The sequence below is a fragment of the Bacillus sp. LNXM12-1 genome, assembly GCF_003004375.1.
Taxonomy (GTDB): domain Bacteria; phylum Bacillota; class Bacilli; order Bacillales; family Bacillaceae; genus Bacillus.
Window position 1 is genome coordinate 485,000 of sequence record NZ_PVWX01000002.1, and the last position, 12,018, is coordinate 497,017.

At 41.5% G+C, this 12,018-nt stretch carries 10 protein-coding genes; 9 read left to right on the top strand and 1 reads right to left on the bottom strand.

Translation table 11 applies throughout. The features are described from left to right. The first annotated feature begins 35 nt into the window (after positions 1-35). The gene (gene wecB, locus C6Y07_RS09935) at positions 36-1,175 is read left to right on the top strand and encodes a non-hydrolyzing UDP-N-acetylglucosamine 2-epimerase (protein ID WP_060597415.1); all 1,140 of its coding nucleotides are present in this window, start codon (positions 36-38) and stop codon (positions 1,173-1,175) included. 33 nt (positions 1,176-1,208) lie between these two features. Here wecB and tagU read toward each other — a convergent pair whose 3' ends face one another. Further along, complete coding sequence (gene tagU, locus C6Y07_RS09940; protein WP_034660171.1) at positions 1,209-2,129, bottom strand: polyisoprenyl-teichoic acid--peptidoglycan teichoic acid transferase TagU; 921 nt, start codon at positions 2,127-2,129, stop codon at positions 1,209-1,211. 182 nt (positions 2,130-2,311) lie between these two features. On the opposite strand from tagU, the gene C6Y07_RS09945 reads away from it, so the two are divergent. From C6Y07_RS09945 to tuaD, 8 genes are all read left to right on the top strand, one after another. Beyond that, positions 2,312-2,635, top strand: coding sequence for a hypothetical protein (locus tag C6Y07_RS09945; RefSeq protein WP_024423640.1), 324 nt, complete (start codon positions 2,312-2,314; stop codon positions 2,633-2,635). A gap of 24 nt (positions 2,636-2,659) precedes the next feature. Then, complete coding sequence (locus tag C6Y07_RS09950) at positions 2,660-4,768, top strand: SpoIID/LytB domain-containing protein (RefSeq protein ID WP_106030569.1); 2,109 nt, start codon at positions 2,660-2,662, stop codon at positions 4,766-4,768. 23 nt (positions 4,769-4,791) lie between these two features. Beyond that, complete coding sequence (locus C6Y07_RS09955; protein WP_060597729.1) at positions 4,792-6,282, top strand: N-acetylmuramoyl-L-alanine amidase; 1,491 nt, start codon at positions 4,792-4,794, stop codon at positions 6,280-6,282. A 233-nt stretch (positions 6,283-6,515) separates the two neighbouring features. Further along, on the top strand, positions 6,516-7,088 hold the full coding sequence (locus tag C6Y07_RS09960) for a prolipoprotein diacylglyceryl transferase (RefSeq protein WP_066031672.1): 573 nt from the start codon (positions 6,516-6,518) through the stop codon (positions 7,086-7,088). A 198-nt stretch (positions 7,089-7,286) separates the two neighbouring features. Next, positions 7,287-7,946, top strand: a complete 660-nt coding sequence (locus C6Y07_RS09965; RefSeq protein WP_066031673.1) for a sugar transferase — start codon at positions 7,287-7,289, stop codon at positions 7,944-7,946. Between the two features lie 18 nt (positions 7,947-7,964). Next, positions 7,965-9,416 carry a teichuronic acid biosynthesis protein TuaB gene (gene tuaB / locus C6Y07_RS09970; protein WP_060597411.1) on the top strand — a complete coding sequence of 484 codons (1,452 nt, stop codon included), beginning with the start codon at positions 7,965-7,967 and terminating at the stop codon, positions 9,414-9,416. Beyond that, positions 9,413-10,597: a teichuronic acid biosynthesis protein TuaC gene (tuaC, locus tag C6Y07_RS09975; protein WP_060597409.1), complete on the top strand. Its 1,185-nt coding sequence runs from the start codon at positions 9,413-9,415 to the stop codon at positions 10,595-10,597. The genes tuaB and tuaC overlap by 4 nt, the downstream gene beginning before the upstream one ends. Before the next feature lie 79 nt (positions 10,598-10,676). Then, positions 10,677-12,014: a UDP-glucose 6-dehydrogenase TuaD gene (tuaD, locus tag C6Y07_RS09980; RefSeq protein WP_060597407.1), complete on the top strand. Its 1,338-nt coding sequence runs from the start codon at positions 10,677-10,679 to the stop codon at positions 12,012-12,014. Positions 12,015-12,018: the final 4 nt, after the last annotated feature.

The window sequence follows — 12,018 nt, forward strand, 5'->3', positions numbered from 1 at the left end:
TTGAAAGTACTATACTAGGAAAGAGGATTAAACAAGTGAAAAAACTAAATGTAATGACTATTTTCGGTACTAGACCTGAAGCGATCAAAATGGCACCACTTGTCCTTGAATTAAATAAACATCCACAGATAAATTCAATTGTCACTGTAACAGCCCAGCATAGAGAAATGCTTGATCAAGTTCTTGAGGCTTTTTCGATTACGCCAGATCATGATTTAAACATCATGAAGCAGCGCCAGACATTATCTGAAATCACATCAAATGCACTGTTAAAGCTAGATCAATTATTCCAAGAAGAAAAACCTGATATTGTCCTTGTCCATGGGGATACTACAACAACCTTTGCAGGAAGCTTGGCAGCATTTTATCACCAAATTTCAGTCGGTCACGTCGAAGCTGGATTGAGAACACACAATAAATATTCGCCTTTCCCAGAGGAATTGAACCGTCAAATGACAGGCACTATTGCCGATATTCATTTTGCACCTACAGACGAAGCGAAGCAGAATCTTTTAATTGAAAATAAAAAAGAAGAGACCATTTGTGTGACAGGGAATACAGCGATTGACGCCCTGCAAACAACGGTTACTGAGCACTATCAGCACCCTATTTTAGAGAAAATAGGCACGGATAAAATGATCTTGTTAACGGCCCATCGCAGAGAGAATCTCGGACAGCCGATGAAAAACATGTTTAGAGCCATTAGACGTGTTGTAGAAGAGTTTGAAGATGTTCAGGTCGTTTATCCTGTTCACTTAAACCCTGCTGTACGTGATGCAGCTCAGACAGAATTTAGCGGTCTCGATCGGGTACACTTAATTGAACCGCTTGAAGTCGTTGATTTCCATAACTTTGCTGCCGCTTCACACTTTATCTTAACGGATTCTGGCGGTGTACAAGAGGAGGCGCCTTCTCTAGGGAAGCCAGTATTAGTGCTGCGTGATACAACAGAACGTCCAGAAGGCGTGAAAGCCGGCACGCTTAAGCTTGCAGGTACAGATGAAGAGACCATTTACAAAATGGCAAAAGAGCTGCTAGTAGATCAGAAAGAGTATGACAATATGTCGAAGGCGTCTAACCCTTATGGTGACGGACAAGCCTCGAGACGAATTGTCGAAGAGCTTCTCCATCGATTTGGATTAAGTGAAGAAAAACCTGCTCCATTTACATCATAAAAAAAGAAGACTACAGTCATGTAGTCTTCTTTTTTACTGCTCCAAACTTTCCTTCAATTCCTTCTTCACTTTAGCCAAACTATTATCATCAAGCTGATAATAATAGATGTTATTGATGCGTGCTCCTGTTCCTTTCAGCTCGTGCTGCTCCACACGCTGTCTTGCGTCACGGTAGTCATTCATCATCGTCCACATATCATCAAAGGACATGTTGGTCTTCATATTGTTTTCCACGACTTTGAACATATCGCCGAACTTCGTAATAGATGAAATGTTTGCCCCTTTTGCAATGATGCCTTCAATGACTTGGCGCTGCCTTTGCTGACGTCCAAAGTCACCCTTTGGATCTTGCTTTCTCATTCTTGTGTAGGCAAGGGCTTGATCACCATTTAGATTAATTTCTCCTGTACCAAATGAATGGCCGTCATAGCTGAAAGCAAATGTGCTGTTAACTGTAATGCCGCCAAGTGTATCGACAATATCCTTAAAGCTTTCCATATTGACTTTCACAAAGTAATCAACAGGTACATCAAGCAATTCCTCTACTGTATCTGCTGCCATTTGTGTGCCGCCGAATGCATAGGAGTGGTTGATTTTATCCATTGTGCCTTTTCCAACAATTTTTGTATACGTATCACGCGGGATACTCACCATCTCGGTCGTTTTGGTTTTTGGGTTAACGGTCATGTATATTAATGTATCCGCACGACCGCGGTCATTCTTTCTTTCATCGACACCCATAACTAAAATAGAAATCGGGTCTTTCTTATTTAAATCGACATCTTTGTCACGCTTATCTGACTTCTTTAAATTCTCCTGAATGCCTGCCACGGTTGATGCTGCTGTATTCCAAAGATGATATGCATATCCGCCAGTTGCTAATACGAATAAGCCAATAATCGATAAAACAATCCAAAGAACCTTTTTTTTCTTTCGTTTTCTTTCAGCTCTCATAATGTCCCTCACCTTTTCTATGATTCTTCCATGATTATAGGTTTACGAATCTTGATAAACAAGTTATTTTTTTACTCTGAACCTAGATATAGACGTTGTAACAAAAAAAAGGTTTCAAAAAACCTTAAATTTACCTTAAAATATTAAGTTATAAGACGATACAAAGACATGAGGTGAAAAAAATGAAGAAAATCGTCGTTTTACCGTTCTTAATACTACTACTTGGTATCGTGCTCACAGCATGTGGAACGGCTGAGCAGTCCTCGGGAGAAAACAAGACAAGCAGTTCAACTCCTCAGGTGCTGGAAGAAAAAGCTGAATTTATTGGAATGGCTGATGCACATACAGTCGAAGTGAAAAAAGTGAATACGACCTTAAGCTATGAATTTACGGATAATTTTAAAGATGTGTTAAATGAATTCAAACCAGGAGACACAGTAGAAATCTCTTACTTTATCAATGACAGTGGTCAAAAGGAAATTCAAAAGATTGAAAAACAGAAGTAAAAAAGATGGGCGGGATGAACAAAATTGAAGAAAACAGGCGTTACACTTATTGTTCTCATGACACTGACTCTACTAGTCGCACCCTTTCAGTCTGCCATGGCTAGCTCGACAATTTCAGTGAAATTGTCTAATTATATCGGAAATAAAAAAACGATGGATCTATCCACAGCTGGAGAATACAAGCTGTCAGGATCGAATGTGGCTGTCACGAAAAGATATGATGGCAAAAATCGATACGAAGTTGCTAATAGCATCGCGTCTGCTGGCTGGAAGAATCCATCAACTGTTGTCATTGTGAGCCGTGATGCATTTGATCACGCCATTTCTGTATCACCGTTAGCTTACAAACTAGGCGCACCCATTTTGTATACAAACATTGAAAGACTGACAAAAACAACTGAAAACCAGCTGAAGAAAATGAAACCGGATAACATCCTGATCATCGGTAACACGAAAAGTATTTCCACAGCTGCTGAGAAATCTATTAAAAAGTATGGCAAAGTCAGACGTATTAGTGGAAAAGACAAGTTTGAAATCTCTCAAAAAATCGCTAAAGAAATGGGTAACTATAAGCAAGCTGTCGTTGTCGGCGGAAACTCATTTATGAATGGGATTGCGATTGCATCCTATGCATCGAGAAAGGGATATCCAATCCTGTTAACAAAAAAAGATTCCATTCCGTCTTACAAGCTGCCAAGTAAAGTCATCATCATCGGCAGTACGAAAAGTACGGGACAAAAAGTAGAGAATCAAATTAAAAAAACGTCACAGGTGACAAGAATCAGTGGTGCCAATCGCTATGAACTATCTGTGAATATTATTAAGAAATTAAATATCAATGCAGATAAAGTTTATTTGGCAAAAGCCTCTAGCTATATTTATGCTATGCCGCTGTCTCAATTGGCTGCAAAGTCTAACAGTACCGTTGTGTATGTGAAACCAGATTCTGTCACAGCGTCACTAAAAGCACTGCTGAAACAAAAGGGTACATATGCTTATCACCTTGCTGGTAGCACAAGTGCGATTAAAGATAGCTTGAAAAACTCATTAGCTAAACAAGTCTATCTGAAAAAAAATCAAAACTACCAATTGAATATTTCTAACGGAAAAATTTCATTAAAAGGCATAAAGACGTATAACACAGTAAGAGTTGTTCCTGAGAAATATTCAACGAAAAATGTCCTTCAAATTGCAGGGAAGCCGTACTTAGGCAGCGTCAACTTTGCAATTGAATCAGGTTATATCAGGCCGACTCTCGAAAATATTCCATTTGAAGACTATCTAAAAGGCGTAGTACCAAATGAAATGCCTGCAAGCTGGCATGTTGAAGCGCTAAAAGCACAGGCAGTTGCCGCTAGAACGTATTCAGTGAAAAGTATTGGAAAAGTCGTACCTGATACAACTGCCTTCCAAGTATATGGAGGATATAACTGGTACACGAATTCGACAAAAGCTGTCGATGCCACAAAAGGGAAGGTACTGAAATACAACAATCAGCTCATTTCAGCAACCTATTATTCTAGTAATGGCGGTTATACAGAGGCAAGTGAAGAAGTGTGGGCAAATGCACTGCCGTACTTAGTGGCCAAAAAGGATACAAAAGATCCGGTCAATGCATGGACGCTAAAACTCTCTAAAAAACAACTAGGCACAACATTGACTGCTAGCACAGCAGCATCTCAGTGGTCTAAGACAAAAGAGACAAATGCAGCGGACCTTGCTGGTCTCAAATCATGGCTACTCAAAAACAAAGAAACAGCTGCATCTGATATGAAGATTGCATCCATCTCAAGCCTGACATTCTCAGGAAAAACAAAAGGCCAGCGTGCGAAGACGGTATCGATCAAGCTGACATATCATCTGAAAAATAAAACAGGCACGTATGCAGTAAACAAAAGCACAACGGCAAGTATGAAGATGACCGAGTTTAGATCCGTCATGGGCGCAACAAAGGTGAAAAGCACATTTGCGTCTGTCAAAAACAATACAAATGACTTTACGATTTCAGGAAAAGGATATGGTCACGGCATTGGTATGAGCCAATACGGAGCCAAAGCTAGAGCAGAATCTGGAAACTCATATTCTTCCATACTTTCGTTCTACTATCCAGGTACAAAACTAACAAACTATTAAAGGGTTAAAGGAGGACATAGATGATGCGCTCAAGCATGAAAACAGCCATCCTCAGCCTTATCGCCATTTTCGTTATTGTTCCGACAGCTTCAGCAGATAATTCCGTCTCACGAATTGATGGCGGGAGCAGATATGCTGTAGCAGCAAACGTAGCGAAAAAGGGATGGGGAACTGCAAGTACAGTCGTTTTAGTAGGGAAAACTGCGTATGCAGATGCAACAGCAGGGATTCCACTTGCACACCAAAAAAATGGACCAGTTCTTTATACAAACAGTAAGAGTCTTTCGGGTGACACGAAAAAAGCCCTAAAGGCTTTAAAAACAAAGACAGTTATCGTTTTAGGCAGTACATCAAGTGTGTCGAACAACGTAGTTAACGAAGTGAAGAAAATGGGTATCTCTACACAACGTATTTCAGGAAAAAATCGATATGAGCTATCTGCAAATATCGCGAAAAAAATGAAAAAGCCAGCAGGCGTCGTTGTCGTTGAAGGTTCCTTCTATGCTCATGGGATTGCAATTGCACCGGTAGCAGCACAAAAAGGATTCCCAATTCTCTACACAGATAAAAAGGGACTTCGTTCTGAAATCGCTTCTGTTGCAAAAGCAAGCAATGTCAAACAAACCATTGTCGTCGGTGGAGAAAATTACGTCACAAAAGCAGCTTATAATCAATTGAAATCTCCAACACGAATCAAAGGCTCCACTCGTTATGACGTTGCCGCTAATATTGTGAAAAAGTATAATATGAGCACGTATAATACCTATGTAGGAAGAGGTTTTGGCTATGCCACTTCATCTTCTGCTGCAGGGATCGCAGCGAAGCAAAACAAAGCATTGCTTCTAACGAATGAAAAGACATTACCAAAAGTAACAAGAGCAACAATCAGCAGTAAAAAAATCACCAAATTTACTGTCGTAGGCAGTACAAATACGGTGACACCAACTGTTGTGAATCAATTAAAAAATCCTGTCGTCGGAAAAAAAGTATTCATTGATCCAGGTCATGGTGCACATGATTCAGGAGCTGTAGGCTACGGTTTATATGAAAAGAACTTGAATTTAGATGTAGCAAAACGTTTAAATGCAAAATTAAACAACGCTGGTGCACTTGTTACCATGTCAAGAACATCAGACACATTTGACAGTCTTCAAACACGAGTGAGCAAAGGTGCGAATGCGAAAGCAGATATCTTCATTAGTGTCCATGCCAACTCAAATGATAACAGCAGTGCAAACGGAACAGAAACGTATTATGACAAAACCTATGCGTCTGCAAACAGCTTGAAGCTTGCGCAAAACATTCAGCCTAAAATGGTCAGTGCACTTGGTACAAGAGACCGTGGTGTGAAAACAGCTGGATTCTACGTGATTAAATATTCTAAAATGCCGAGTGTTCTTTTAGAAACTGGTTTTGTGTCCAGTCCAGTTGATTCAAACATCTTGAAATCTGCTACGTATAAAGATCGTTTAGCGTCAGGCATTTCAAGCGGTGTGTCAGGTTACTTTAGATAAGAAAATACAAACATGAGGGGTGCCTCAGATACTCCTCTTAGGCTGCTCGAGAACGTCTCTCGGCAGCCTTTTTTCAAAAGTCTATGAAGTGATCGGGTAATCAATAATGTGTCAAGTTAAAAATACATTTCATTTTTGGTTATCTTTGTTATAATTGAAACATAGAAGGTGAATGGTTTACGCATGAATCTTCAAGCGACAGCAAATCGACAAATCATGAAGAGGTGACGATCTTGAAAAAATTAATCACAATGCCGTTTCTAGTATTGCTTCTAGGTGTATTACTTACAGCATGCGGCACAACAAATCAATCAAGCGACAACAATAAGGATGACAGCAAAAAGGAAACAACCGAAGCGGCTGATCAAAAGAAAGAAAATGCTTCAGAGGAAAAAACAGAAGATCAGTCATCTAATGAAAAAGCAGATGATCAAAGCAAAGAAACAGCTGCTCAAAAAGAAGAGCAAGCTGGTCAATCTGATGAAGCGGCAAAAGACAGCTCAAGTAAAGAAATCACAAAAGAAGAACCTGCTAAGGATCAATCAAAAGCTGATTCTAAAACAAAGAAAGAATCAACAACAAATAAGAAAAATGAAGTCACCAAAGAAGGCACATATGTCGGTTTGGCTGATGGACATACCATTGCTGTGAACATTGATGGCAAAGAAGTAGCTATTCAGTTCGGAAATGCGTTTTCTAAACAAGTGAACAGCTTAAAAGAAGAATCAAAAGTGAAAGTAACCTATACAAAAGATGCAAACGGAACCCTTCGATTAAAAACCATCGAATCCGTCAAAGCAAAATAAAGAAAGACCCGGAGACCCGCAGAATTGCGGGTCTTTTTTACGTTGAAAAGGGCATAACTTGATATAAGTGCACATTCTTAACACAGTTTTACAAGACTTAACAGCGCATTTACATTTGCTTAATGTTGCTCTGATAAACTGACTTTCATAGAACATCTCTTTACACAACAACTACTTTAGATGGTGAGGTGCAGGTCAGTGAGTGCAGAGAAAGCGATGAATCTTTATAGAGAATATGAAGTGAGACGAAACCACTCTTTTGCCTTAACAGAACATATGGTTCGTTATTTATTTGCAAAACGTTTCATAGATTTAATGTTCTCGTTCATCGGATTGATGTTGAGTACGCCAATCATTTTGCTGTTTGCTCTCTTGATTAAGCTGGAAACACCGGGATCAGCCTTTTATATGCAGGAGAGGGTCGGGAAAGACGGTGTTTACTTTAAATTATGGAAGCTCAGATCGATGAGAACCGACGCTGAAAGCGGAGGAGCGAAATGGGCACAAAAAAATGACCCGCGTATCACCAAAGTGGGAGCCTTCATTCGTAAAACAAGAATCGATGAACTTCCGCAATTTATCAACGTGTTAAAAGGAGAAATGAGTATCGTAGGTCCGCGGCCGGAAAGACCGATGTTTACCGCAGAATTTAATCGGACGATTCCAGGTTTTACGAAAAGATTAGCGGTCAAGCCGGGATTGACAGGTCTTGCTCAAGTAAATGGCGGATATGAAATGAGTCCGAGCGAAAAATTAACGCACGACTTACAGTATATTCAAAACTTGACATTTTCTCTCGACACGAAGATTATGGTAAAAACGTTAAAAGTCATCATGACGGGTGACGGAGCCAGATAAGTAAAGTAGGGAAGAGAAATGGCAAGTATGAAAAAACGCATGCTAGGCGGGGCAAAATGGACAAGCTTGTCCGCATTCATCATTACGATTATCCAAATCGCACAGTTCGCTTTTTTAGGGAACGTGATGTCACTGAAGGAGTTTGGACTCGTTGGCATGATCACAACTGTCACAATATTTACGCAGATTTTACTTGATCTAGGGATTGGGGCAGCGATCATCCAAAAGGAACAAACAACAGAACGTCAATTATCTACATTATATTGGATCAATTTGCTCACTGGAATTGTCTTATTCTGTTTACTCATTCTAGTAAGCCCAATGATTGCCGCCTTTTATAACCGGCCAGAGCTGGAGGGTTTGCTCAAACTATTATCCATCATGTTTCTGATTGCACCAATTGGCCAGCAATACCAATACATGATGCAAAAGGACTTAGCCTTTAAAACATTAAGTACCATTGAAGCCATTGCAACCATGATATCGCTGTTTGTTTTACTCGCTTTGGCCTTCTTCATCAATCCGATTATTGCCTATGTCATTTCTCAAGTGCTGCTGCAATCAGGAAAAGGGCTAATGTATGCCGCAGCTTATTGGAAGAAGTGGCGCCCAGCACCTGTTTTTGCATTAGGGGAAGTGAAAGAATTTTTCTCATTTGGAGCATTCCAGCTCGCATCCAGACTGGTCAATCGAGCAGGATCGAACATAGACATGATTTTAATTGGCCGTTTTCTTGGAGCAGAAGCATTAGGTATTTACAGCTTGGCGTATCAAATTGTAACGATCCCGGTGCTGAAGATTAACCCAATCGTGACGAGAGTGGCTTTCCCTGTTTTCGCAAAAAGTCAGCGTGATCACTCCATGCTGCGAGAGGGCTTCCTCAGTATGACGAATATGCTCGCATTGATTAGTTTTCCATTATTAATCGGTCTTGCTGCCGTATCAGATAGCTTTATAGAAGTAGTGTTTGGAGAGAAATGGCTCGTAGCCGTTCCGGTTCTTAACATTTTGTGCATTGTCGGCCTTTTGCGTGTGCTGATGAATCCAAACGGTTCAATACTTCTTGCCAAAGGGAGAGCGGACTTAGCCTTTTATTGGGATACGGGGATGCTCATCGTGTATGGATGCGCCTTATATGCAGGTGTCAGCACAGGCAGTCTGCTCACAGTAGCTTGGGTTTACTCAGGTGTCAGCCTGCTCAACTTTATTGTTGGCAGATGGCTCATGGCGTATGTCATTCAGCTTGATATGAAGGTGTATTTAAAATCACTTGGAAAGCCTGCTGTCATGACGCTGTTGATGGCCGCCTGTGCGGTTTTCTTGCATCAAGGCATGAAGCTGACGTCAGCGGATATTTTACTTCAATTAGGATTGACGATTTGTGTCAGTGCTGCATTGTATGGCTTGCTGCTCATCAAAATGTATCCGCAGGTGGCAGGCAGATTATTGAGAAGAGGTCGTTCGTCATGAAGGTGCTATGGCTGACAAGTGTATATCCTAGTGAAAAACATCCAAGTGAAGGTGTATTCCATGAAACGCAAGTGCAAGAGCTGCTCAAACAAGGAATACAAGTGACCGTCGTATGTCCCAATCCGGTAATTCCACCGGTTTTGCGGATGCTGAAGGCGTCCTATCGGCAGAAAAAAAATCTGCTTGAACAGGAAGTGAGAAACGGAGTGACAGTATACAGGCCGCCCTATACAGCGCTCCCTGGACAGCTGAAATGGGCACAGCCGAGTAAACGAATAGCGGCTTCTGTTCTAGGCGCCATGCAGCGTTTTCAGCTGTCACCAGATTTTATCCATGCGCACTTTGCGATGCCGTCTGGCGGAGCGGCGGCTGTGATTCAGAAAGAAACGCAAATTCCTTATCTTTTGACCTTACATGGCAGTGATGTGAACGTGTATCCGGGCTATAGCAAAGGGGCACATGCAGCCTTTGAAACGGCGGTGAAACAGGCATCTGCTGTTCTGACGGTGAGCGAGGAGCTTGCTAAAAAGACAAATGACATGACAAAGGTGGAAGCGCAATGTCTCCCGCTCGGTATTCCGCTTCAGTCATTTTCTAAAACGGAAGAAGATCAACAAGGCATCAGGAAAAAGTTAGGCTTACCCCTTCACGACAAGCTCGTTGTCTTCGTCGGGCGATTAGTCAAAGAGAAGGGCTTACTTGAATTAGCTGATGCTGTCAGCGGCATGGATGGTGTGAAAGCAGTCTTTGTTGGAAAAGGCCCCCTTGCAAAGGAGCTGGAAGAACGGGCTGGAGCATCCATTGTACTCCCAGGACAGGTGCCGAATGAGCAGGTGAAAGACTACTTAATGGCAGCTGATCTGTTTGCACTTCCTTCCTATAGTGAAGGAATGCCTACCGTCGTCCTAGAGGCGCTTGCTTTAAAAGTACCTGTCATTGCGACACGAGTCGGTGGTCTCCCATCTTTATTTTCTAGCTATCAACACCTGCTCGTTGATCCGCGTTCGACGAATCAGTTAAAAGAGGCCATTCACGCCTATCTTTATGAAAACAGATGGAATGAGCAAGTGAAGAACGATCTTCATCAAATCGTTCACACAGAATATTCATCAGCAAATAATGCGAAACAGCTCATACAGCAATATGAAAAGGTGCTTAATCAATCAATATCCATCGTTTAAACAAGATGAAATGTGCAAAGAATGATAGATAGATAAACAGCTTGGAACGGACAATATGCTTTTACTGAGAGGATGAAAAATGTTGAAGAAAATTGCTGTGATTGGAACAGGGTATGTCGGGTTAGTATCGGGTACTTGTTTTGCTGATATCGGAAATCGTGTCATCTGCTGTGACATCGATGAATCAAAAATCAACAGCTTAAAAAGTGGTGTCGTTCCCATTTATGAACCGGGTTTAAAGGAATTGATTGAAAAGAATACGGAGGAAGGAAGACTGTTTTTTACAACCAATATTCCTGCCGCTATCAGGGAATCAGAGATTATCTATATTGCTGTAGGGACACCGATGACAGCACAGGGGGAAGCAGATTTAACGTTCGTGAAAGCCGTCGCTCAAACAATTGGTGAACATCTAAATGGCTATAAAATCATCGTTAATAAAAGCACAGTGCCCGTTGGAACAGGCCGGCTCGTTCAAGCCATTGTCGAAAAAGCATCCCGCAGTAAATATCCTTTTGATGTCGTATCCAATCCAGAGTTCCTCAGAGAAGGCTCTGCAATCCAAGACACGATGAATATGGAGCGGGCAGTAATAGGCTCGACAAGCACTCATGCGTCAACCATCATCAAAAGATTGCATGATCCGTTTCAAACAGAGGTTGTAGAGACCAACTTAGAAAGTGCTGAAATGATTAAGTATGCTGCAAATGCCATGCTTGCCACAAAAATCTCATTCATCAATGACATTGCAAATATTTGCGAGCGGGTGGGCGCTGATGTTGAAAAAGTCAGCGAAGGAGTTGGATTAGACAGCCGCATCGGGCATAAATTTTTAAAAGCGGGCATTGGATTTGGGGGTTCTTGTTTCCCGAAAGACACGATGGCTCTTCTCAAAATTGCCGAAACAGCCGGCTACCGGTTCAAGCTGATCGAGTCCGTGATTGAAACGAACAATCACCAAAGAGCTCACCTTGTCAGCAAACTGATGAGTGTATTCGGTGATATTAGAGGAAAAACCATCTCTGTCTTAGGTCTCGCATTCAAACCGAATACGAATGATATGCGTTCTGCGCCTGCATTAGACATTATCCCCATGCTGAGAGAGCTGGGTGCTTTTGTGAAGGCTTATGATCCGATTGCTTATGTAGAAGCAGAGCGAGAGCTTGGCCCGCAGGCTGTCTTCAGCAATGACCTGTATGAAACAGTAAAAGATACGGATGCTTGCCTCATCCTAACAGAATGGGATGACGTACAGAAGATGGATAAAGATCAAATCAAGCTGCTGCTTCGTTCACCGATTGTAATTGATGGAAGGAATTTGTTTGATCCAGCAGAAATGAAAGAGAGAGGATTTATTTACCAGTCTATCGGCCGCCCAGGCGTATGGGAAGCAGAATTGGTATCAAAGGCACAATAACAGG

What these genes read in the sequence shown, in the direction of transcription:
- tagU (WP_034660171.1), bottom strand. Translation starts at nt 2,129, where the DNA reads ATGAGAGCTGAAAGAAAACGAAAGAAAAAAAAGGTTCTTTGGATTGTT.
- C6Y07_RS09945 (WP_024423640.1), top strand. Translation starts at nt 2,312, where the DNA reads ATGAAGAAAATCGTCGTTTTACCGTTCTTAATACTACTACTTGGTATC.
- C6Y07_RS09955 (WP_060597729.1), top strand. Translation starts at nt 4,792, where the DNA reads ATGCGCTCAAGCATGAAAACAGCCATCCTCAGCCTTATCGCCATTTTC.
- tuaB (WP_060597411.1), top strand. Translation starts at nt 7,965, where the DNA reads ATGGCAAGTATGAAAAAACGCATGCTAGGCGGGGCAAAATGGACAAGC.
- tuaC (WP_060597409.1), top strand. Translation starts at nt 9,413, where the DNA reads ATGAAGGTGCTATGGCTGACAAGTGTATATCCTAGTGAAAAACATCCA.
- tuaD (WP_060597407.1), top strand. Translation starts at nt 10,677, where the DNA reads ATGTTGAAGAAAATTGCTGTGATTGGAACAGGGTATGTCGGGTTAGTA.